Here is a 23,235-nt window from a genome sequence, read left to right on the forward strand (position 1 = left end):
GAATACTTTCACTATTTATTCTATAGATAATATTCTCCAACAAAGATCAATCACCCTTTAAATAGATGATATATACTATATTTACTATTCATATAATATATGGATACAACAAAAAAAGACTTCCCCCTCTGGAGCGTTTGAGTATCTCCAAGTTAGTGGAAGTCTTTTTATGCTCAATATGCCTTGTGTAGCAAGCATTTAGATTAATAAATTACGCCTCGGTACTTCTCTCCTGAAGCACACCTACCAACGGATTCCACCGCCAGCGCGGAGTCAATCCTTGCAGATGTACACCTCCAAACCACTCATCGCTGCCATTCTTCTGCACCCAGTCTTCGTTTCCAGCTATTACACTCTTACCTAGCTCTGTTAATACAAGCTCACAGACTTTAAATTGTATTACTGAATCATTATAAACAGGGAACTCATTGCATCCATGGGTTTGTAGCAAAGGGTACGGGCCTTGTACCAGCTTTCTTAGGATATGCCAATATTGCAAGTCGCCCATTCCTAAGATATGAAGCTGATCACCCACATTTTTGAACAGCTCATAGGGTGATTTTATTCCCTCATGGATCATCTCCAGCGTGATTTGTTCTACGATGCCAAGTCCGTTTGTAGTAGAAGGAAAGCGTAATAAATGCGCCCGGAAGGCGTCATGTGCAAAGGGTAAAGCCGACGTATCTGTAGTTAATCGTTGTGACAGCAATTCTGGATTCGGTGATACATAGGCTTCCCAGAGTGCTTGACCTGCTTCTAATTCTTTGGCTCCGATTAGCTTCCATGTGCCTGATAATGTTTCCATCTGCTCTATAGAAAGTTGTCCAAGTCCTCGAAATAACTTTATTCCCGGATACTCTCCAATGCATAGTAAGCTTAGCTTGGTGGTTAACATTTTCTGCTTCGAGAACCAATGGAGTAAATAACTGAGCATCGTCTGATCGAATAAATCATGCTCGAACCATAACACCACTTCTTCATATTTATGAAAATCAGCTAAAATCTTCTCTTGCCTCTCACTATTCTCAATAAACTCCCTCTGCGGAATTCCCATCGTTTGTTCCAAATATTGCGCTCGAACAGCACGGTTATCTCCATAGGTAGGATCCAAAAATACCGGTCCATGCGAATATACCTCTCTCCACACTAGTACATCACCTTTCACGATTCCTTGCCGCAGCTTCTCTCCCACTACATCTCCATTTACAATGTGAAGCACATCTTTTCCCCCTTCGTACAAATGGTTGAATACGGAAAGAACATCTGCCACAGGCAATGCACCTTTCAGTTTGCGGCGGGCATCAAAAAGTCGCTTCTTCAATACCGAAACCGAAGTCCCCAGAAAGTCAGCAATCTCTTGTAGTGAGTAGCCTTGAAAATAATATAATTGAACAGCAATCCGCATATTGGACGTTAATGCAGCTATAGACTCGTGAACCAGCCGCTGGGTTTCCTTTTTCTCAATAATATCTGCTATAGAAAATGAAGATTCTGTCGCTTGCGCAGCTTCATCGTAGGGTAATGCAGGATGCTGCTTTCTTCGCAAGATACGATAACATTGCCGTACCACAATAGCTTTAAACCAGCCCGGGAATGCCTCTACTGCTCGTAATTTATTCAAATGCAAAAAGGCTTCTGTGAAAGCTTCCTGCACAGCATCTTCCGCTAATTGATAGTCACGCAGCTTTTCGAACGCAACTGCATTGGCCATCGGTGTAAAGTGCCTAACAATCTGTTCAAAAGCTTGTCGGTCTCCTTGTTTAGCCTCTTCGATATACTGAAGCATTTTCTCCCCCGCTCCCTTCTTCCGTATTATATACAAGTGCCAATGAAGTTCCTAAAGGTTACGGATGGGTTTGAAAAGTCAGACGTTATTTATTTTTTCCTAGTACATCCTTTGCAACCTCTAGAGCTGAAGAGGCTCGCGGCCAACCTACATAAAAAGAAAGGTGGGTGATGGCCTCCACGATTTCTTCAAGTTGTAAGCCGTTCTCTAAAGCCAAGCGCAGATGATAGGGGAGTTGTTCCGTCATGCCCCCCATCACCAAGGCAGAAATCGTAATCATGCTACGATCCCGAAGTGATAATTGCTCACGTCTCCATAAGTCCCCAAATAACACATTTTCCGAGTAGTCGACGAATGCCGGAGCGAACTCCCCTAACGATTCCCGTACATTTGTCGCTATTTTCTGATGCGCCATATTACACCTCCCTAACCGGAGGTTGTAGCATTTGAGCAACACCGTTACCAAACGACCAATCTTCGAATTCCGTATCGACGAGCACAATGAATATATCTTCTTTTCTGATGTTTAGCGTCATCGATAATTCCTCGGCTAGCCTCGCGTAAAAGCTTTTCTTCTGTTCCGTTGATCTTCCGGATTTTAGCGTAACTTGGATATATATCAGTCCGTCGCTTCGTTCAATATTTAAATAATCTTTACTATAAAAAAACTCCCCCGCTTTATGCGCATGAAAAACCTGAAACATATCATCCTCCGGTACATGGAAATGCTGAATTAACGCGCTCATAATCGCTCTGCATATTCCTTCTAGCTGATGATTGTCGTATTGTTGCTCCAGATAACTGACTCTAATGAATGGCATTTTAATTCACTCCTTCTTTGGAATTCTTTTATTGTACTCTCAGTATTTTGATTTATATAATTGAATAAGATAATAATCTTAATCAATTACACCGATAGAGGTGACAATCGATGGATCTAAAAGAACTGATGGCTTTTAAGACCATTCTTCAAGAAGGCACTTTCTCACGCGCTGCAGAGAAGTTGAATTATGCGCAGTCTACCATTACCAACCAAATTCAACGACTTGAAAAGGAACTGGGCATACAACTCTTTCACAGAGGCTGGGAAGTAGAACTGACAAGTGCTGGGCAAGTTTTTGCAGCGGAAATCGACAACCTTATTCAACATTGGAACTATGTATCAGAACTCACCAAAGCTTTACAGCATGACGAAATTGGCACACTTCATATCGGAGGCATTGAATCCATGATGGAATCCGTCCTACCGAACGCCTTGCGAAAGTTTCAGGAGCAAAAACCAAAAATGGCATGTAACTTCATTCAGGGTAACACTGATTCCCTCTCACAACTTGTTCTACAAAGTGAACTGGATTTCGCCATCTGCGGTGAGCCGCCCGACCTGTCCTTCTTTTATTTCGAACCGCTCTATCACGAGAAAATCGCTTTTATAGTAGATGAAAATCATCCTTTAAGCGGACGAGACGATATTTCATTTCGAGAAATTCTTGAATATCCAATTATAGCTGGAGGGCGCACTTGCTTATATTACCTTCGGTTAGCTAAGCAATTTTCGAGATTCGAATCAAAGCCCACTTTATCCACCATAAGCCAAATTTCTGCTATTCCTCATTTTGTAAGAAAGAACCCTGGGGTGGGGGTAGTGCTTGATTCGACAGCTTTAATGACAGATATCGTAAAAATAGATGTTGAACTAAGCGAGCCGTTCATTCAAGTGGGTATATTGCAGCGGCGCAACCGAGAATATCTAACAACATCATCTAAAAAACTAATCCTACAAATCATAAAAGAAGAAATTGAGAGGATTAGTAACGCCAATCCTACGCTCCACATTTGAACCTCAAGCTAGTTCCATATATGATAGCTTTATCATCGTTATCAGGGGAGGATTCATAGAAGTGGCAGTATTAATCAATGAACAAATCAGAGCATCCGAAGTAGTCCTTACAGGACTTAGGGGTGAGAAGCTGGGTATCGTCTCCCGGGAAGAGGCGCTGGCCATGGCCAGATCAGCAGGTGCTGATCTGGTATGCACCTCGCTAATGAGCAGCCCACCGCCCTGCAGCCTAACTGCAAAGGGCAAAGCAAAAGCGGCCGCGCAGAAGGAGGCAGCCTCAGCACGCAAGGCCAGTGGGGGTTCAGCTGCAAAGGGCGGCAGCAAGGAGAAGGTCAAAGAGCTCCGCTTCACTGCTCATATTGAAGAGCACGACTACGATACGAAGCTCCGTCAGGCTGAGAAGCATCTCCGCTCCGGCAAGCCGGTGCAATTAGTTGTCAAAGCATCCGGTGCGAAGGAAGCTGCTGCCTCCAAGGCCGTATTGGAGCGACTAGTGACTGACTTGAAGGAAGTTGGAACGAAGGAAACTGGCATACAGACAGGCGGCAAAGGTTCACAGGTGAAATTAAATCCACGGTGAAGAGTGGAATTTCAGATAATTTAGGCTCAAAACCAAAATTAGTAGACCATTTCATGAAAAAGCTGCTGCTATCTGCAAATGTAGCTTTATTGCGAGCAGAATTCAGAATTGCGTTCGGACACCACAGCCCTTATTCGTAACTATTTCGCTGTTCTGGGATGCTAACGGACTTCAGAGACTTTATATCACTAAAATAGCACGATATTCCCTCCATTTATGGAAAATAAGCTCTCTCGAGTCCGCAACTTCCTCCAAAAGACTTAAAATGTACAAATAGCTGCATCTAAGTCCGTTAGCACAATAGCAAGTGGAAATCAGGAACTGGGCAAGGGGCATGATTCTTATATGCAAGCAAAAGCGCCCTCGGTGTCCCTAAAGGACGGTAAGCGTTTATGCGAGAAATAGAAGGATAATGTATCGTACCGAACTTATACTTTCTTGTATTATTAAAAAAGGCCATCCTCTGCGGGATGGCCTTTCACTTCATAGACAATGTCCTTGCTCGCTCTTAATCAGTCACCTTAAACATGATTACCCATTAATCCCCTTGGGCGATAGTTCATACCCCAATGGTGAAGCATATAATTCATCCAGACCGCTAGATGCCATGCGTTTTCCCAATGCCGCTGCTTCCTGATGCCCTAATTCCGTTAGATCATCTATGGAATAGTCCGGATCACCATGACGAATCGGAAATATTTGCATAACCATACCCTTCTCCCCTCAAATCCAGCCTTTTTCTTCAGCCAGCCGTACCGCCTCAATCCGGCTTTTCACTTCCAGCTTATTGAGTATTTCAGAGATGTAGTTGCGGACAGTGCCGTAAGACAGATGCAGCGAAAAGGCTATCTCGCTCGCGGTTTGCCCTTCTCCAGCCAGTTTTAAAATCTCGCGCTCCCGTGCTGTTAATGGATTCTCCTCCCGCAAACTGCCAAAGACTAACTCAGGAGATACCTCCCGATGTCCAGCCATGACACGACGAATAGATTCAGCTAGCTTATCTACAGGCTCGTCCTTCAACAAATACCCTTGAATACCAGCCTTTACTCCACGCTCAAAATACCCCGGACGGGCAAAGGTAGTCAAAATAATAATACGGGTCGGACAATCCTTACTCCGCAATATTTCTGCAACCTCCAGCCCGCTCTTGAACGGCATTTCAATGTCCATGAGACAAACATCCGGCTGAAGCTTGTCGATTAAAGCTAACGCCTCCGCCCCATCACAAGCTTCTCCGACTACTTCGATATCGTCTTCAAGATCCAGCAAAGAAGCCATCGCTCCCCGAAGCAGACGTTGGTCCTCCGCTATAACAATGCTTATCATGCAGTCTCACCCCCTTGTGCATCTTTTACGATTAGCGGGATGGTAACGATCAGCGTAGCTCCCTGACCCTCAGCTGAGCTTAGCGACAGGGAGCCGTCAATCAGGGATAGGCGCTCCGCCATCCCCTTCATGCCATTTCCATCGTTAAGCCCGCCGTTCCCTATCTCCCCGTGCTGTAGACCAATGCCGTTATCCTTAACGGTAATTCGCACTTCTCCAGCCAGCTTTGCCACTCCTATGAAGCATTTATCCGCTCTGCTATGCTTCACGATATTAGTCACTGCTTCTTTGATACAAAGGCTGAGGATATTTTGCGACAGATCGGATACCCCCTCCAGAGAGATATCCCCTTCCACTTCTAAGGCGATCTCTGCGGTCCGCAGCATCTCTCCAGCTTCAGCCAGTTCCTCTGCTACTGAGACCGCACGCATTTCCGACACTAGCTCACGCACTTGACGGAGCGCAGCCCGTGAAGTGCGCTGAATTTCCCGCGCTTCCTCTTGGGCTCGCTCCGTATTTTTCGTCACCAGCTTCTCTACGAGTTGGCTTTTTAACGTAATCAAGGACAAGGTATGGCCAAGAGTATCATGCAAGTCACGGGCGATTCGCATTCGTTCCTCACGCTTCACCAGCTCTTTAATCACCTCATTGGCTTGATCCAGCTCTTTCTCCAGCTTCTGATTCCGATTCATGGACCTCACTCCGAACGGACTAATCAACATAATAATAATAAACGGAGCTAAAAATATCACACTTCCCCACTCCATCCCACGACCCACTAAGACCAGCACCGAAAGGATCATGATCACAAAAGAAGCAAATGCAATTTTGAACCCTCTATTCTCCGTATAATATGCGATAAAATTTGCGGTGAAAAAGCCCATGTACAGATTATAGGGGGTATAGAACACACTAAGCACCACGATGATCAACATTTGAATAATTAACCAAACATTAAACACTCCACCCCGCACCCAATACAGCTGGCGATAGCTGAGGGCAAATACCGCTATCATAATCCCGCCCAGAAAGAGCTTCATTCCAGTCTCCCCGCGCAAATTCAGGATGGGCAAAACCAGATAAACAGCCCATACAAAAGGGAAAAACCCCTGTTTTTGTGGAAATAACCGGAACTTCGCACGCTCAGCCATTCATTCACACCGCTTCCTGTTTTTTTCGAATATAGACCGATAGTAACATAAAAACTATCAAATATCCGAGCAAAATCAAGACATTACTCCACGTCGGAGCTGATCCACGAACGATCTCCCAGGCTCCATTCCCATAGTTATAGGAAGGCAACCAATGACCAATCCGCTGCATTAATCGTGGCAGTATCTCAATCGGCATCCACATGCCCCCTGCTACAGCAAGAGCCATATAAATCACGTTGCTGACTCCACTGGCTGTATCCACCCGTTTCATAGCACCTACAAGCGTACCAATCGCTAAAAATGGTAGAGAACCGATCAGGATCCACAGCCCGCTAAGCACCCATTGACCTGCGGACAAAGAGACGCCATTGATTAAATAGCCTGCGATAAAAATACAAATGACCGAAAACAGATGCATCATCGTCTGTCCGAACATTTTTCCGAAAAAATAGATCGATCCCGGCAGCGGTGTAATCCGAATAAAGGTGGTCCAGCCCTGTGTTCGCTCTTGCACCAACCGGATGCCAAGCGTCATAATGGCTGAGCCCATTACACTGAAGGTCGCCATAGACATTAAATAATGAGCACGCCACGTGAGGTCATCGCTGCCTGTATTGACCACCCGGGTGAAGATGAAATAGAACATGATGGGCATGAGCAAAGACCAGAACACATAATAGGGATTACGGATGATCCGCAGCATTTCCGCTTTACACTGTACAGTAATTAGTCTCATGGTTAGACAGCCTCCTCTTGGTTCATGGTCAATTGTTCAAAAGCCTCATCCAAACGTCCCTGATCAATTCGAACATCCTTCACGGGAAGTCCAGCCACAAAAATCGCTTTAAGCGCCTCATCTGTATCCTCTGTGGTCACATGAATGCGGCCATCTTTTTCATAACAATCCTCTATAGCAGCTAGGTCTAGCAGGTTTCTGCGCAATTGCGAGCGATCACCCACAGGCAGGAAGGACACGGAACGCTTCACAATCCGTGATTTAATCTCATCTGGACTTCCGTCCGCAACTAAGTGGCCTTTACTGAATAACAGAATACGATCCGCGATATCTTCTGCTTCCTGCAAATAATGGGTCGTGAACACAATCGTTTTTCCTTGCTCCGCAAGTCCACGAACCGTTTCCCAGAACCGCCGCCGGGAAGTAATATCAAGTCCCACTGTAGGTTCATCAAAAAAGATCAGTTCCGGATTACCCGCGAGGGCTAGCGCAAAGCCCAAACTACGCTTTTGACCGCCCGAGAGCTTCTCGGCGTATCTATTCAAATCGGCTGGCGCAAGTCCAGTAGCCTTAATTAGAAAATCCATATCCATAGGCTTTGGATAATAACTGCGAATCAGATCAATGATCTCCCGCACCTTTAGCCGATCCATTACACTTACTTCCTGCAGCATCGCTCCAGTCTTTTCACGTACTGCTTTATCCTTCGGATGTTGCCCGAATAACTCCACTGTACCCTCGGTAGGCTCTATTAGCCCCAGCAGCATGCCTAATGCCGTTGTTTTACCCGCTCCGTTCGGTCCCAAAATAGCTGTAATCGAACCTTTAGCAATGTTAAAGCTGATATTATCTACGGCCTTTTTATCCTTATATATTTTGCTGACCCCGTGCATTTCTATAATATTATCCATAACGTAATCCCTCCGCTTCCGAATGCGTTTGATCTATTTCAATCATATGGAAAAAGAAGACATGACATTAGTATGGACTGTCATTTCTTTAAGATGACAACTGTCACCTTCCTGGCTCCGAATAAAAAAAAGAGGCTGCCCTATCAGTAGAATAAACTACTAATAAGGCAGCCTCTTTAGATGAAGAAAGTTTAGTTATCTCCGGAGGAATCCTTTTTCCAGCAGGAACTCCTTCATATGCAGCCGTGCTGGCTGTGCCAATCGCTCCGCCATAATGGCCGACCAAGGGGTGTCTTTGACGCCGTGGGTCCGCTCACGCATATAGTCTGAGGAGACTTTATCGTAAGTTTTGACCTGCTCCACAGTGGTTTCCGCATTGTAGCGATTACGATGCAGAACAGCCTCTAGTGGAAGCCGCGGACGCAGGCCCGAAGCTCCGTCAGGATAACCTACACACATCCCGAATATCGGATAGACCAATTCAGGCAGTCCCAGCAATTCCGATACCTCCGCGATCCGGTTACGGATTCCACCGATATATACAATTCCAAGGCCTAGTGACTCCGCAGCCACTGCAGCATTCTGTGCAGCAAGTGCAACATCAACGGTAGCTACAATCAGGTTCTCAGCAGAATCTTCATAAGAAGTCTCTCCCTGCAAATGAGGTTTCGTCACCTCGCGCAGCCGATACAGATCAGCGCACCAGACCAAAAACACTGGGCATTGTTCTATATAAGCCTGATTGCCCGCTAGTCCCGCAAGCTCCGTCTTTAGTGCCGGGTCAGTAACTGCAATAACACTATAGGCCTGAACATTACTTGAGGTTGAAGCCATCTGAGCTGCTCCAATAATAGCGCTAAGCTGATCTTCACTTACTGGCTTATCCTGAAACTTGCGGACAGAGGCATGTTTCATTAACAGAGAAATTGTATCGTTATTTACTTGCACTGTGGCCACTCCCTAAATAGTGATGGTGATATTACAGCTTTACCCGCTGTAGCCGAAGTGCATTCAAGACAACAGACACGGAGCTAAATGCCATCGCAGCTCCTGCCAGCCATGGGGCTAGAAACCCAAGTGCAGCAATCGGTATTCCTATTGTATTGTAAGCAAGCGCCCAGAACAAATTTTGTTTAATATTTCTCATCGTTTTGCGGCTCATCATGATCGCATCAGGAATACTCTTCAGATCCCCGCGCATCAGCGTAATATCAGCTGCTTCCATAGCTATATCCGTTCCTGTCCCAATCGCCATACCCGTATCGGCAGTAGCCAGTGCCGGAGCATCGTTGATCCCATCCCCAACCATGGCAACCTTAGTCCCATTCTGTTGGAGCTTGCGAACCTCTTCAGCTTTACCCTCTGGCAGAACCTCTGCTAACACTTTTTCGATCCCTGCCTGCTTCGCAATAGCCTCAGCTGTAATTTTATTGTCACCAGTGATCATAACGACTTCAATACCCATATCATGAAGCGCAGCTACAGCCGCTTTTGAGGTCGGTTTTATCGTATCAGCAACGGCCACAATCCCAGCAATTTCTCCCTCTACCGCTACTAGCATAGCGGTCTTTCCCGACTCCTCCAGCTTCTTCATAATTGGAGTCCATTCTGTGATATCGAGCTGATGATCTTCCATCATCCGCCGCGTGCCTACCATAACCTGCTGATCGGAGACAACGGCCATAATTCCACGTCCGGGCACATTATCAAACTGCTCAGCAGTAGGCAAAGCCAAGCCTCTATCAGCAGCGCCAGCAACAATAGCCTCCGCAAGTGGATGCTCTGATAGCTTTTCGGCGGCTGCAGTTAAAGCTAACAAACGGTTTTCCGCGTTTTCTTTTCCATAAGCTGCAATTCCAGTAGTAGTCACAACATCGGTAAGTACGGGTTTACCATTCGTCACTGTACCTGTTTTATCTAACACAACGGTCTGGATCCCTTGCGCTCCCTCTAAATGCTCCCCGCCCTTAAAGAGGATTCCAAGCTCTGCTGCCCGGCCCGATCCTGCCATAATGGAGGTTGGCGTTGCCAGACCTAGCGCACATGGACAAGCGATTACGAGCACTGCAATGGCTTTTTCGAGGGCATCAGCGAACTGGCCAGGGGCTGCCCAGAAATACCAGATCAGAAACGTTATCACAGCAATACCCACAACAATCGGCACAAAAATCCCTGAGATTACATCGGCAATCCGCTGAATCGGAGCTTTGGAGCCTTGAGCTTCCTCCACTACTCGGATAATTTGAGCCAGCGCAGTGTCTCGCCCCACTTTATTTGCTTTGATTCTCAAGATACCATTCTTATTCATAGTGGCACCGATCACGGTATCCCCTGGTTTTTTCTCCACAGGAATACTTTCTCCGGTCAACATAGACTCATCCACAGAAGAAAATCCCTCGACTACTTCGCCATCCACAGGCACCTTTGTGCCGGGCTTCACCAGTACAATATCGCCAGGAATGACTTCATCTGTCGGGATATTCATTTCTTGCCCATCCCGAATCACGAGGGCGGTTTTTGCCTGAAGCCCCATTAAGCTTTTGATTGCGTCAGAGGAACGGCCTTTCGCCAACGCCTCAAACCATTTACCGACAAGGATAAGGGTAATGAGTACAGCACTCGTCTCATAATACATTTCTACAGTATGATTCATTCCCTTCATACTTAAGGAATCAATGGTCAGATAAAGACTGTAGAAATAAGCTGCCGACGTCCCTAATACGACCAACACATCCATATTGGCACTCCGGTTACGAAGGGCTTTATAAGCACCTACGTAGAACTGCCAACCGATGATAAATTGCACAGGGGTAGCCAGAACAAGCTGGAACCAAGGATTCATAAATATATCCGGTGTTGGAATCCAGCCGGTGAAGGAGAAATGACCAGCCATCGCCCATAATAAGGGGAACGAAAGAATTGCAGAAATGATCCATTTCCACTTTTTATGCTGAATTTCTTTTCCACGACGATCCACATGATCCTTGCGGTCTTCTTTAAGAGAAGCTTTATAGCCGATACTGCTTACCTTCTCCATGATCTCCCTTGGACTGATATTACCGGGTGTATATTCTACATGAGCTGTTTCCAGCGCCAAATTCACATTAACTGCTGCTATGCCCGGTGTACGGCTCAACACTTTTTCAATCCGTGAGGAACAAGCAGCACAGGTCATCCCCGATATATCAAAATCCGCAGATTCTTTAATAGTGTCATATCCAAGAGAGCGGATTTTATCTTCAATTTGTGGCAACCCTGATACTGTCGGATCAAATCCAACAGTAGCCTGTTCCAAGGCTAGATTCACATTCGCACGAGATACGCCGTCCATCCGGGACAAACCCTTCTCAATTCGGGTTGCACAAGCGGAACAGGTCATGCCTGTAATCTGTACAGTTGCCTGCTGTTCGTTTGGTGAAGCTGTTGTTTTGGTTTTATCCATGATTTCCACGCCTCCACATACCCCTATAGGGTATGAAAATTTCTAAAAGAAAAGGCATTGGAGCTTTGGGTAGCTTCCCCATATCACTCCAAGCCTTATTACTGTGCTTCAAATTAAACTACGTCATACCCTTGATCTACAATTGCTTCTTTAATCGCACCAAGGCTTACTTTGTTCTCATCATACTCGACGGAAACTTTCTTAGCAGCAAGATCAACTTTAGCTGTGGCTCCAAGATTGCCTACGGCTTTCTCTACGGAGTTAACACAGTGACCACAAGACATTCCTTCAACGTTTAATGTAGCGTTTGACATAAATATAACCTCCAATAAATGTTGTGAAGCTATGCTCTAGAAGCATTAGCTTATTATTTCATTAATTTGTTAACCGTAATTAGGAGCTCGTCGATAACCTCATGTTCGCCAGCTTCGATTCGCTCAACAATGCAACTTTTCATATGTCCTTCTAACAGCATCTTACCGACACCATTTAACGCTGCCTGTACCGCTGCGAGCTGGTTGAGCACATCATCACAATAGGTATCCCGCTCAATCATACCCTTTACCCCGCGGATCTGGCCTTCAATCCGGTTGAGGCGCGTATTCAAGTTATTCTTGAATTCTGCCGAATGATGACTTTTTCGTTCTCCTGATGATGAAGAATGACAATTTATGTCGCAGGATTCTGCAGCCTGCTCTTTCTTGGCAGTAGACATAAGAATCAGCCTCCTTGGTAATAATATAATATACCCCCGTAGGGTATGTCAAGAGGCATTCCTAATTCATCCACAGATGATCTCCACGGATAGTTTGTCCCTTTATTACCGCCGTATTCTTCTACGGTTGGCTATACATCTCTATTTTTCAAAAAAACTATTGCCTCCCTATTCAAATTTGAATATAATAAATTTTGCTTCTAATTATGAACATTTTTCGAACAGAAGTATCACTATTAAGAAAAAGGAGCTGCGAAGCATGCATACTAAAGAAAGTAATCTTAAACTCGTAGTGGTTGGCCTGCTGCTTGGTATTCTTATGTCCGCTATGGACAATACCATTGTAGCTTCAGCTATGGGAACGATAGTCTCAGATCTTGGCGGTCTGGATAAAATCGTATGGGTCACCTCCGCTTACATGGTAATGGTAATGGCCGGAACCCCTATCTTCGGCAAGCTCTCTGATATGTACGGACGTAAACGTTTCTTCATTTTCGGATTGATTGTATTCCTGATTGGCTCGGCACTGTGCGGTACTGCCACCAGTATCACACAGCTCAGCATTTACCGTGCCATTCAAGGGATCGGCGGCGGTGCACTAATGCCAATCGCCTTCACCATCGTTTTCGACATTTACCCACCTGAAAAAAGAGGAAAATTGACCGGTCTCTTTGGAGCCGTCTTCGGAATCTCCAGTGTACTTGGGCCTTTACTCGGTGCCTATATTACCGACTACGTTGGTTGGCAGTGGGTATTCTACATTAACCTGCCGCTAGGAATTATTGCACTGTTCCTGATTGCAACTTCTTATAAGGAGTCGATCTCCCACGCTAAACAGCGCATTGACTGGGGCGGAGCCTTCACTCTGGTTGGCGCGATTATCTGCCTAATGTTCGCTCTGGAGCTTGGTGGTAATCAATATGCTTGGGATTCCAGTGCCATCCTTGGCTTATTCGTAGGTTTTGCTGTTCTCTTGCTGGCGTTTATCCTTATTGAGAGAGTAGCTGCTGAACCTGTGATCTCGTTCGCTATGTTCCGCAAACGGTTGTTTGCAACAAGCAGCGTGACCAGCTTATTTTATGGTTCTGCTTTTATCGTAGCTACTATTTATATCCCTATCTTTGTGCAGGGTGTATTTGGCGGCTCAGCTACGAATTCAGGGCTGATCCTTATGCCGATGATGATCGGTACGGTCGTTGGCAGTCAGACCGGGGGGCTGCTTACAACAAAGACCAGCTTCCGCAACATTATGATCCTATCCGCAGTCTGCTTTGTCGCAGGGGTCTACAGCCTAAGCACTTTATCACCTGATACCTCCCGCCTTATGCTTAATGTATTTATGGCTCTGACTGGGTTCGGCGTAGGCTTTTCCTTCTCCGTTCTGAGCATGGCAGCTATCCATAATTTCGATATGCGCCAACGGGGTTCGGCAACTTCGACCAGTACCTTCATGCGCTCCCTTGGGATGACGCTGGGAATTACGATCTTCGGGATTATTCAGCGGAATAGCTTTACTAACAGCCTAAGCGAAGCTTTTGGCGGTAGTGAACAGTCAGCAGCTTTCGGAGATCCACGCGCTGCGTTAACACCTGAAGCAAGAGCGAAGATCCCTGCTGAAATATTAGAGAAAATATCAAGTGCGTTATCCACCTCTATCGCGCACACCTTTATGTGGGCTTTGATTCCTGCAGTGCTCGGTCTAGTCTTTGTACTGCTCATGCCAAAAGACCGTCTTACCATTCCTGCTAAAGCTGTTCAGGCGTCAGAGGGTAAAAGGTAACCCTTATGTCCATGAAATTAGCCATTTTAGGTTTACTGCTGGAGCGGAACATGCATCCCTATGAAATCACATTAGTGATGAAGGAACGTTCCATGGACCGGATCACGAAGCTGCAGATGGGATCACTCTATTATGCTGTGGATAAGCTTGCACAAGATGGTTATATAGAAGCTTTAGAGGTCATCCGCAGCAGTGATCGGCCGGACAAAACAATCTATGCCATAACGGAGCAAGGTAAAGCTTTATTCGAACAGCTTATCCTGCAACAGATTAAGAAAAACGAACCCTTCTATCATCCGATGTATATGGCCCTGGCTATGTCCCGTCATATCGATCAGAGCAAGGTTGAGAAGCTGCTCGAGGAACGCCTCCGGGAAACAGAACATCAGGTTAATCTGGCTTATCAGGTATACGAGGAGCATATCTCCATCGTGCCTCGTTCTGCCCTGCATCTAATGTACGGTACATATGAGCACACCCTGACTGAGCTGAAATGGCTGCAGCGCCTATACGATGATGTTGTAGCACGCAAGCTAAAAGACGTAGGGACACCGTTGAATTTAGAGGCCTAATGGCCTCTTTTTTCTGTTTAAGGGAGTCCAAATACGTTTATTAACGAGCACAATATCCATTAAATCTCAAAGGAAGGCGAGGCGGTAAAAATGACCCAAGAAAAACATCAGCTGGATAGTGGCAAACGGGATCACCCGGAACAATATCCAACAGAGAAAGAAAGTCTATTTGACCTTCATGAAAGTGAGCAGAATGTAGACCCGATTCCGATGGAAGATTTGATGCTGGAAAAGCAAGAGGAAAAGAATAAAGAGGAGACCAAACACCGCTCTTCCAGCGACAAAAAATACCATACGGGCTTCTGAGAGTGTACAATATCTACAAGTACGCAATCATAATTTCCAAGGAGGAATCACATTGTTGAAAGCGTTACCTTTAAACAAGCGCGGGATTCCCGCAAGCCGCATTGCTTTAGGCTGCATGGGGCTAGGCGGTGACTGGGACCATGAGCCGATTACTGCGGAGAATGTTAAACAGGGACATGAAGCGGTTGATGCCGCCCTTTCCATAGGCATCAACATGTTTGATCATGCAGATATCTACACTCGTGGGAAGGCGGAGAAGGTATTTGGTCAGATTTTTAAGGATTGTCCAGGACTACGTGAAGAAATCATAATTCAATCTAAATGTGGAATTAAGCTAATGGAGCCTGGAGACAGCACTAATACGTTTGATTTCTCTGGCCAACATATTCTGAACAGTGTAGATGGAATATTGTCACGACTTGGGACCGAATACATTGATATTCTTCTACTGCATAGACCTGATCCCTTAATGGATCCCGAGGAAGTAGCCTCCGCATTACATCAACTGAAGGCCGCTGGTAAGGTTCGTCATTTCGGGGTTTCCAATATGAGCGCCGCTCAGATCAAGCTGCTGCAGACTTATTGCGATGAACCTTTTATCGTAAACCAGCTGCATATGAGCTTGGCTAAGATCAGTTGGGTGGATGCTGGAATCAGTGTAAATCGTGAACCCTGGAAGGATATTATCTTCCCTGAGGGAACCCTTGAACATTGTCGAATGGAGAACATTCAGCTTCAAGCTTGGGGGCCACTCGCCCAAGGTCTATTTAGCGGGCGTTCATTAGAGGATCAACCGGAGAATATCGTCCAAACAGCAGCTATGGTCCAACAGCTCGCAGATGAAAAAGGAACAACACCCGAAGCCATTGTACTGGCTTGGCTAATGACACATCCAGCTGCCATTCAGCCTGTTATTGGAACTGTGAATCCGAAGCGTATTACTGCCTGTGCCGATGCGGACAAGCTGGAGCTTAGCCGTAAGGAATGGTACGACTTGTATGTTAGTTCACGTGGTTCAAAACTTCCGTAACATATACATTTATATTCTCAACTTCATTACTCCGCTTATACCCGGCTCGCGCTTTTACTGCGAGCCGGGTATTTTTGCCAATCCCCTAATACAAGTCGTTCTTTATTGCGAATATATTTAGTAATCGAGCGATATAAGGAGTTATTTAGAGATAAATAAACATTATTGTTCTTTATAGAGTACAAATGCGTGTTATTGGCAGTTTTCTTTTTGATTTATTCCATGTATGATTCATTACAGAAGTTGTTCTTAATAAAGAACGATAATAACGAACCAAAGAAACAGACATTGAGGGGAGGTATTCCTCTGAGACCCAGATCAGCTAGGAGAAGACCTAGAAGAAACAGGAAAATCGGATTACGTATACTGCAATCAGGAATGGCTGTCTCCGTCTTATTTCTATACACCTCGCAGCAAGTTGGTGGTACCTATGGAGGCTTTGGAGCTGCTACGCAAACCACTAGCACGATTAGCTTTTGCGAAGTATTTCCGAATTCGATCAAGGCACTGCTTACAGAGTTCAAAGAGCATGTTAATCGAGCGCTCACTTTAAAAGAATCACTACAACCCTTTCCCTCATCAGCTAACCACTCGGACGTTTCAGGAATAGAAGGGATGTCGCTGGAAGAGCTTGATGTCGCTGCACAAGAGATTTCTTCGCAAATAGCGGCGCTTCAATCTCAAATAGATAGCGTTAACGAGCAACTGGCGGCTAACAGCCAAATTTGGAATCAAATCCACAATGAGCTAAGTGCAGCAGCAGCCTTACTCTTCCAGATAGGAGGATATATGACTTCTCTAGATTCCAATTGTCTAGAAATCAAGGATGAGCAATTTTTCAGAGATTTACAAAGCAGCCTGAATCAAAGCGGTGTGATCTCGGAATCCTTGAATGCTTCCTTAAATGGAGTTATTAGTTACCTAACCTCCATACACGATGTCGGTCTTCCATTCGCTTCGGTAGTTACCAGTGATGTTTATGGACAACTTGAATTACGCGAAGGAGAGTTTCCACAGCCACTGCCATTCCTGATTACCTTCACTCAACCAGACGGCGTGATCTCTAGCGACCTCACCTCCACTTATGAAGCTCTAAATACCGAATTGACTAACCTTAAAGAATCGGCAACCTCAGGTATCACTACCCTTCAAGATAAACTCCAAATGATCAGTCAGACTCGCGAGCAAAAACTAGAAGAGCTTGAAAAAGCTCGGCTAGAGGAGCAAGCAAAGAAAGAAGAAGAAGCGAAGAAAGAAGAAGTACGTTTGGCTGAGGAGAAAAAGCAACAAGAAGCCGAGGATAAAGCGAAAGCTGAGGCAACCCCTCCAACGTCAGGTGAAGCTGCTCCGGAAGCCCCAAATAAAGAACAACCTGAAGCCCCACCCACTGACCCGGTTAACCCGGAAATTGGCGAAGAGCTCACAATTCCAAAAGATGTCCCTCAGCAAGAGGTTCCACAAGAGACGGCAAAGGCGGAAGACAGTACGACTTCCCCGCCGGTAGCAACCCAAGCTCCTTCGGACCCTCAACCTGAGAAAGGTGGAGAATAAGATGCGGATTAAAAAATTTATCAATAATACCCTATCGAGCTTAATGCTTATGATCTTTATTCTGCTGGTGGCAGCCGTAGTGTTATCCAAGGCCTCCGGCGGTGAACCTGCTTTCTTCGGATATGAGATCAAAACCGTACTCTCAGGATCGATGGAACCTGGAATTCAGACTGGCTCAATTGTCGCATTAAAACCCGGAGGGGATATGAATCGTTTCAAACCAGGCGATGTCATCACCTTTAGGAATGAAGATAATCTGCTCATTACTCACCGGATTGTAGAAGCGACCGTCAATAACGCTACGGGTGAAGCTGTTTATCGCACTAAAGGCGATAACAACGACGCACCCGACATGAACCCTACCAGTTCTGCGAATGTTGTAGCTCAGTATACCGGGGTTACTGTACCCTATGTCGGTTACGCTATGAATTTCGCGGTTTCCAAAGCTGGAAGTGTAGTCCTCATGATCGTGCCTGGCTTGATGCTTCTGCTCTATGCTCTATATACCTCTTGGAAGGCTGTAGCTGCATTAGAAAAGAAAAATGCTGCCCTACTGCCAGCCTCACCGTCCCCAACAGAAACACAGCCCTAAGTTGATTGTCCACTTCCGCTTACGAACCGGAAGATACAATATATAAATTTTATAAAAATTCAACACAAATTTGAGGAGGAATTTTATTATGGGTATCAAGAAAACATTGGGTCTTGGCGTAGCATCTGCAGCACTGGGTTTATCATTAATCGGCGGAGGAACCTTCGCATACTTTAGCGACACTGCGCAAAGCACAGCTACATTCGCAGCGGGTACACTCGATCTGAACTCTGACCCTTCTGTCATCGTTAATATTCCTAACCTGAAACCAGGTGATACTGTAACTAAATCCTTCAAATTGAAAAACGATGGTTCGCTCGATATCGGATCTATCATTCTGAATACATCGACTCAAATCACGGATGCTAAAGGAGATAACTACCTTGATTTAGCCGAGTTCATTAAAGTTAAATTCCTTAGAAATAATGATAAAGGAGTACCTATCGTCTCTCCTGAAAATGTAGTTTATGAGACTACACTTGCTGCTTTAAAAAGTCAGCATCCCGATCTCGTAAAAAATACAGGTTGGGATCAACTCTTTACCGAAGCATCCGGTATTAAAGCCGGTACTAATGACAGCTTCTCCGTCCAATTCGAATTTGTTGAAAATAACCAAGATCAAAATATTTTCCAAGGCGATAGCTTGACACTGACTTGGGATTTCGTAGCTAAACAAGGCGCGAAAAAAGACTACTAAGATCAATAAAGTAATTTAATAAAATACTCGAAGAGCAGCAGATCCTGAATCCGGCCACGGATAAGCAGATTGCTGCTCTTCTCTTTACAATAAACTTTGTCCGATTTATTGATATTTGCTATACTAATAACAAAAATTACGGAGGGGCGTCAGCATAGTGCCACAGAATATGGGCCAACGTATCCAGCAGCTCCGCCTAGACAAGGGTTTCTCCCTATCTGAGCTTGCGGACAGAGCAGATGTGGCTAAGTCGTATCTTAGCAACGTGGAGAGAAACATCCAATCCAATCCATCCATCCAGTTTATCCAAAAGATCGCTGATGCGCTTCAGGTATCCATTCATGCCCTACTCTATGGAGAACCCAATGATGCAGAGGAATCACATTTAGATTCGGAATGGTTCCGATTGGTGCAGGAAGCTATGGACTCAGGCATTAGCAAACGCGAATTCAAAGAATTTCTGGACTATCAGAAATGGAAGCTCGATCAAAAGGATTAATACTTCCTACCAATCTGGTACGATCCTCTCTTCTACTAAATCATATCGAAAAAGGACACAGCGAAGAACCGCTGTGCCCTTTTTCGATATGTAACCCCTCTAATGTATTACTGCACGATCTGCACAGTTTTCTCATGAAAGAACTGGCGGATTTCATCTGCCTTAATGCCAGCCTTCTTAGCTGCTAATAATAAATGTACCCACTCTTGATCCAGATCAATAAACTGCTGTTCTCTGTTGCTACCCTGGTTGGACTTTTCCAAAAAATCTCCCCCTAAGATTTTACGTCCCCAGGCAATCCGGCTGTCATAGTATCTCTACCTTAGACCCGCGACTTTGTGCCCCTGCCTTTCGGCAAGTTTACCTTTTACTGGACCCTTTTCACGAAAGGATCTACTTAAAAAACTATAAAATTACTATCTGCAATAACATTATACAAAAAGAAAGCGGAAAAGTGTGTCGATTCCTGGTTACTTTTTATTTTTAAAACGAAAAATAAAAGATTTTTTTTCAAAGATCTTGTCCGATTATCACGATACTCGTCCGTTACATAAAATAAATTGTACTAGCAAAATAAATATTTACTGACCTAATAGTTAAAAATAAGGATAATAGAATCATTTTAATAGGCCTTTAGAATGGGTAATGAGAAGAAACACCCTTCTTTTCATTAGAACAAGCTAACCCATACCATTTTGCGAACGTATTGGACGAAAGAATGAATTGATTACAGTGGCTGAAAGTAGCACAATAAGATGAGAAATGAAACCGCAATCATCACAGCTCCAGTAAGCGTTGACACAAAATGTCACGTATGGAGTTCATCCGTTAAGGAGGATGTATTCATGGCAGCCAAAGAGCCCTATAACGAATCCATTTGGAGTAAGTATTACGGACCCAATTTAGGCTACATTCAAGAAAGATATGAACAGTTTGTGAAAGATCCCTCCACCGTAGAAAATAATTATCGCGAGCTTTTTACAAATTCGGGACCTCCTCCCCTAACTCCAGATAGCGAACCGGCTCCTCAGCCGCGCATCTCGGGAGACACCGAATGGCTTAGAAAAGCAGTAAGAGCTTCCAAGCTAATCGCCAATATTCGTATATATGGCCATATGGCCGCTGAAATTGATCCGCTGGTACGCGATCAGAATCCCATGGCAAAATATCTTGAGCTTGAAACCTATGGGCTGACCCGCGAAGACCTGATCGCACTGCCTGCAACGCTTATATGGGAAAATGCGCCGAATGATGTGCATACCGGATGGGATGCCGTGCAACGTATGCGTCAGGCATACACCAAGACCATCGCCTATGAGTTCGGGCATGTGCATGAAGAAAAAGAACTGCAATGGCTAAATAGACAGGCAGAATCCACCAGCTCACCAGCACCCCTAAATAATACAGAACGCAAAGAGCTCCTGAACCGCCTGATTCAGGTAGAGCAATTTGAAACCTTCCTCCACAAGACTTTTGTAGGTCAGAAGCGTTTCAGTCTTGAAGGCAATGATGCTCTTGTACCGATGTTAGATGAAATCGTACGTGCTGCTGCACATGACGGTGCGGAGCATATTTTGATGGGCATGGCGCATCGCGGCCGCCTCAACGTTCTTGCACATATTTTGGGCAAACCTTATGATATCATATTTTCAGAGTTTCATCATTCTCCGAACAAGGAGCTTTTCCCTTCCGAAGGCTCTACAGGCATTAACTATGGCTGGACAGGTGATGTGAAATACCATCTCGGTGCAGACCGTGCTGTCCGTGAAGGAGAAACCGTACGCACAAGAATAACACTAGCGAATAACCCAAGTCACTTGGAATTCGTCAATCCTGTCGTGGAAGGTTTCACTCGTGCCGCACAAGAAGATCGGAGCACTGCAGGACTGCCGAAGATTGATACCAGTAAAGCTATGGCGGTGCTGATGCATGGCGATGCTGCTTTTCCAGGTGAAGGAATTGTTGCAGAAACGCTTAATATCGGCAAACTTCAAGGTTATCAAAATGGTGGGACGATCCATATCATTGTTAATAACCGAATTGGTTTTACGACTGAAAGTGAAGATTCCCGTTCTACGCATTATGCGAGTGACATCGCCAAAGGGTATGAAATCCCGATAGTCCATGTCAACGCTGATGACCCAGAGGCCTGCGTAGCAGCCGTACGTTTAGCTAGCGCATACCGCCATCAATTCAAAAAAGATTTCGTAATTGATCTCATCGGCTACCGCCGTCATGGTCACAACGAAATGGATGATCCTGAAACCACACAACCTATTGTCTACGGCAAGGTTCGCAATCATCCAACCGTCTACAAGGTTTATGCAGAGAGACTGAAAAACGAAAAGGTTCTTACCGCCGAAGACGTACAAAAGATGAATGCTGAAGCAGAAAGTGTATTGCAGCGTGCGTACGATAATATGAAGGAAGGCAATCATAAGAAAAAAGAACCCAAAGCCTTCATTCCTCTACAAACGGACCGCGCAGCGGCAAACACTACAGCGGTATCCATCTCCAGCCTGCAGGAGATCAACCGTGAACTGTTGACGGTTCCTGCTGGATTCCAGGTTTATCCGAAGCTGGAGCGCATTTTACAACGTCGTAAAGATGCACTGAATGAAGGTGAAAAGGTCGACTGGGCACTGGCTGAAACGTTAGCCTTCGCTACCATTCTGAAAAATGGAACGCCCATCCGACTGAGCGGTCAAGATGCCCAACGCGGAACCTTCGCACATCGCCATCTGGTGCTGCACGACAGTAAAACAGGAGATTTGTTCTCCCCACTACATCAGCTAAGCGATTCCCGTGCCTCCTTTGGCGTATACAACAGTCCATTGTCAGAGGCATCAGTATTAGGCTTTGAATATGGTTATAATGTGTTTGCACCGGAAACCTTCGTAATCTGGGAAGCACAGTATGGTGATTTCGCCAACGCGGGTCAGGTTATTTTTGACCAGTTCATTGCCGCTGGACGCGCCAAATGGACACAGCGCAGCAATCTCGTCATCATGCTGCCGCATGGCTACGAAGGACAGGGACCTGAGCACTCCAGCGGTAGGCTGGAACGGTTCTTGCAGCTATCCGCTGAAGAGAACTGGACGGTCGCTAACCTGACTACCGCTTCGCAATATTTCCATCTGCTGCGGCGCCAAGCAGCGTTATGCGGGCAGGAAGATGCTAGACCGCTAGTCATTATGACGCCGAAAAGTCTCATTCGGAATACGCGCAGCACTTCTGCCGGAACCGAGCTGGCTTCAGGACAATTCAAGCCTGTATTAGCTGAATCTTTGCTTGGCCAGAAACCAAGTGAAGTTAAACGGCTCGTAGTCTGCAGCGGTAAAGTGGCTATCGACATCCAAACAGAACTGGAAGCAGCACAGGATAAGGATTGGTCATGGCTGCATGTTCTTCGCCTAGAGCAGCTTTATCCGTTCCCGGAACAAGAGTTAAGCGAACATTTAAACTCCTTCAGCTCCCTTCAGGAAATTGTCTGGGTGCAAGAAGAGCCGAAAAATATGGGCGGCTGGAGCTATAGTGAGCCTCGGTTACGCGCCATCGCACCAAAGAATGCCGGCGTAAGATATATCGGCCGTCCGGAACGTTCCAGCCCGGCCAGTGGTTATGCAGATGTGCATAGCTTCGAACAACGTAGAATTGTAACAGAAGCCCTAAAATCAAATTCGAACGTACAAGCGGCTGTACCGTCCTCTTAAGAGGACGG

The 23,235-nt window shown here is 45.5% G+C and carries 24 protein-coding genes and 1 riboswitch; of the genes, 11 read left to right on the forward strand and 13 right to left on the reverse strand.

From position 1 onward, the window contains the following. Positions 1 to 211: 211 nt before the first annotated feature. The 3 genes from MHH60_RS11720 to MHH60_RS11730 form a co-directional block, all read right to left on the reverse strand. On the reverse strand, positions 212 to 1,786 hold the full coding sequence (locus tag MHH60_RS11720) for a sigma-70 family RNA polymerase sigma factor (protein WP_076134845.1): 1,575 nt from the start codon (positions 1,784 to 1,786) through the stop codon (positions 212 to 214). An 85-nt stretch (positions 1,787 to 1,871) separates the two neighbouring features. Continuing rightward, a complete protein-coding gene (locus tag MHH60_RS11725) occupies positions 1,872 to 2,201 on the reverse strand; it encodes a carboxymuconolactone decarboxylase family protein (RefSeq protein WP_076134844.1) in 330 nt (109 codons plus the stop codon). 1 nt (position 2,202) lies between these two features. After that, positions 2,203 to 2,607: a tautomerase family protein gene (locus tag MHH60_RS11730; protein WP_076134843.1), complete on the reverse strand. Its 405-nt coding sequence runs from the start codon at positions 2,605 to 2,607 to the stop codon at positions 2,203 to 2,205. Between the two features lie 110 nt (positions 2,608 to 2,717). On the opposite strand from MHH60_RS11730, the gene MHH60_RS11735 reads away from it, so the two are divergent. Both MHH60_RS11735 and infC read left to right on the forward strand, forming a co-directional pair. Then, positions 2,718 to 3,623, forward strand: coding sequence for a LysR family transcriptional regulator (locus tag MHH60_RS11735; RefSeq protein WP_076134842.1), 906 nt, complete (start codon positions 2,718 to 2,720; stop codon positions 3,621 to 3,623). 61 nt (positions 3,624 to 3,684) lie between these two features. Continuing rightward, complete coding sequence (gene infC / locus MHH60_RS11740; RefSeq protein WP_076124627.1) at positions 3,685 to 4,203, forward strand: translation initiation factor IF-3; 519 nt, start codon at positions 3,685 to 3,687, stop codon at positions 4,201 to 4,203. A gap of 531 nt (positions 4,204 to 4,734) precedes the next feature. Here infC and MHH60_RS11745 read toward each other — a convergent pair. The 9 genes from MHH60_RS11745 to MHH60_RS11785 all read right to left on the reverse strand — a co-directional run bounded on the left by MHH60_RS11745 (position 4,735) and on the right by MHH60_RS11785 (position 12,487). Then, entirely contained in the window at positions 4,735 to 4,914 is a 180-nt protein-coding gene (locus MHH60_RS11745; protein WP_076134841.1) for a histidine phosphatase family protein, read from the reverse strand. A gap of 12 nt (positions 4,915 to 4,926) precedes the next feature. Next, on the reverse strand, positions 4,927 to 5,529 hold the full coding sequence (locus tag MHH60_RS11750; RefSeq protein ID WP_076134840.1) for a response regulator transcription factor: 603 nt from the start codon (positions 5,527 to 5,529) through the stop codon (positions 4,927 to 4,929). Next, positions 5,526 to 6,680 carry a sensor histidine kinase gene (locus tag MHH60_RS11755; RefSeq protein ID WP_076134839.1) on the reverse strand — a complete coding sequence of 385 codons (1,155 nt, stop codon included), beginning with the start codon at positions 6,678 to 6,680 and terminating at the stop codon, positions 5,526 to 5,528. Before MHH60_RS11755 ends, MHH60_RS11750 begins: the two co-directional genes overlap by 4 nt. A gap of 4 nt (positions 6,681 to 6,684) precedes the next feature. Next, a complete protein-coding gene (locus MHH60_RS11760; protein WP_076134838.1) occupies positions 6,685 to 7,419 on the reverse strand; it encodes an ABC transporter permease in 735 nt (244 codons plus the stop codon). A 2-nt stretch (positions 7,420 to 7,421) separates the two neighbouring features. Next, positions 7,422 to 8,330, reverse strand: a complete 909-nt coding sequence (locus MHH60_RS11765) for an ABC transporter ATP-binding protein (protein ID WP_076134837.1) — start codon at positions 8,328 to 8,330, stop codon at positions 7,422 to 7,424. 195 nt (positions 8,331 to 8,525) lie between these two features. After that, on the reverse strand, positions 8,526 to 9,278 hold the full coding sequence (gene nfsA / locus MHH60_RS11770) for an oxygen-insensitive NADPH nitroreductase (RefSeq protein WP_076134836.1): 753 nt from the start codon (positions 9,276 to 9,278) through the stop codon (positions 8,526 to 8,528). A 31-nt stretch (positions 9,279 to 9,309) separates the two neighbouring features. Further along, the gene (locus MHH60_RS11775) at positions 9,310 to 11,772 is read right to left on the reverse strand and encodes a heavy metal translocating P-type ATPase (protein WP_076134835.1); all 2,463 of its coding nucleotides are present in this window, start codon (positions 11,770 to 11,772) and stop codon (positions 9,310 to 9,312) included. Positions 11,773 to 11,885: 113 nt separating this feature from the next. Beyond that, a complete protein-coding gene (locus MHH60_RS11780) occupies positions 11,886 to 12,086 on the reverse strand; it encodes a copper ion binding protein (protein ID WP_076124634.1) in 201 nt (66 codons plus the stop codon). A gap of 53 nt (positions 12,087 to 12,139) precedes the next feature. Beyond that, positions 12,140 to 12,487, reverse strand: a complete 348-nt coding sequence (locus MHH60_RS11785) for a metal-sensitive transcriptional regulator (protein WP_076124636.1) — start codon at positions 12,485 to 12,487, stop codon at positions 12,140 to 12,142. 259 nt (positions 12,488 to 12,746) lie between these two features. On the opposite strand from MHH60_RS11785, the gene MHH60_RS11790 reads away from it, so the two are divergent. The 8 genes from MHH60_RS11790 to MHH60_RS11825 all read left to right on the forward strand — a co-directional run bounded on the left by MHH60_RS11790 (position 12,747) and on the right by MHH60_RS11825 (position 19,514). Then, positions 12,747 to 14,267, forward strand: a complete 1,521-nt coding sequence (locus MHH60_RS11790; protein ID WP_076134834.1) for an MDR family MFS transporter — start codon at positions 12,747 to 12,749, stop codon at positions 14,265 to 14,267. Between the two features lie 5 nt (positions 14,268 to 14,272). Next, positions 14,273 to 14,839, forward strand: coding sequence for a PadR family transcriptional regulator (locus tag MHH60_RS11795; protein ID WP_076134833.1), 567 nt, complete (start codon positions 14,273 to 14,275; stop codon positions 14,837 to 14,839). 90 nt (positions 14,840 to 14,929) lie between these two features. Continuing rightward, the gene (locus MHH60_RS11800) at positions 14,930 to 15,145 is read left to right on the forward strand and encodes a hypothetical protein (protein WP_076134832.1); all 216 of its coding nucleotides are present in this window, start codon (positions 14,930 to 14,932) and stop codon (positions 15,143 to 15,145) included. A gap of 52 nt (positions 15,146 to 15,197) precedes the next feature. After that, a complete protein-coding gene (locus MHH60_RS11805; protein WP_076134831.1) occupies positions 15,198 to 16,175 on the forward strand; it encodes an aldo/keto reductase in 978 nt (325 codons plus the stop codon). Between the two features lie 378 nt (positions 16,176 to 16,553). After that, positions 16,554 to 17,726, forward strand: a complete 1,173-nt coding sequence (locus MHH60_RS11810; RefSeq protein ID WP_076134830.1) for a hypothetical protein — start codon at positions 16,554 to 16,556, stop codon at positions 17,724 to 17,726. Between the two features lies 1 nt (position 17,727). Next, positions 17,728 to 18,318 (forward strand): signal peptidase I SipW, encoded by a 591-nt coding sequence (gene sipW / locus MHH60_RS11815; protein WP_076107404.1) that lies wholly within the window; start codon positions 17,728 to 17,730, stop codon positions 18,316 to 18,318. 88 nt (positions 18,319 to 18,406) lie between these two features. Continuing rightward, complete coding sequence (locus tag MHH60_RS11820; RefSeq protein WP_036682781.1) at positions 18,407 to 19,015, forward strand: TasA family protein; 609 nt, start codon at positions 18,407 to 18,409, stop codon at positions 19,013 to 19,015. 169 nt (positions 19,016 to 19,184) lie between these two features. Beyond that, complete coding sequence (locus MHH60_RS11825) at positions 19,185 to 19,514, forward strand: helix-turn-helix domain-containing protein (RefSeq protein WP_076134902.1); 330 nt, start codon at positions 19,185 to 19,187, stop codon at positions 19,512 to 19,514. 107 nt (positions 19,515 to 19,621) lie between these two features. Here MHH60_RS11825 and MHH60_RS11830 read toward each other — a convergent pair whose 3' ends face one another. Next, positions 19,622 to 19,777 carry an anti-repressor SinI family protein gene (locus MHH60_RS11830; protein WP_232061118.1) on the reverse strand — a complete coding sequence of 52 codons (156 nt, stop codon included), beginning with the start codon at positions 19,775 to 19,777 and terminating at the stop codon, positions 19,622 to 19,624. Positions 19,778 to 19,804: 27 nt separating this feature from the next. Next, positions 19,805 to 19,889, reverse strand: a riboswitch (cyclic di-GMP riboswitch). A gap of 470 nt (positions 19,890 to 20,359) precedes the next feature. On the opposite strand from MHH60_RS11830, the gene MHH60_RS11835 reads away from it, so the two are divergent. Further along, the gene (locus MHH60_RS11835; RefSeq protein ID WP_076107402.1) at positions 20,360 to 23,227 is read left to right on the forward strand and encodes a 2-oxoglutarate dehydrogenase E1 component; all 2,868 of its coding nucleotides are present in this window, start codon (positions 20,360 to 20,362) and stop codon (positions 23,225 to 23,227) included. Positions 23,228 to 23,235 lie beyond the last annotated feature (8 nt).

Origin of the sequence: Paenibacillus sp. FSL H7-0716, assembly GCF_038002705.1 — a bacterium.
In the GTDB taxonomy this organism is placed as follows: domain Bacteria; phylum Bacillota; class Bacilli; order Paenibacillales; family Paenibacillaceae; genus Paenibacillus_AQ; species Paenibacillus_AQ odorifer.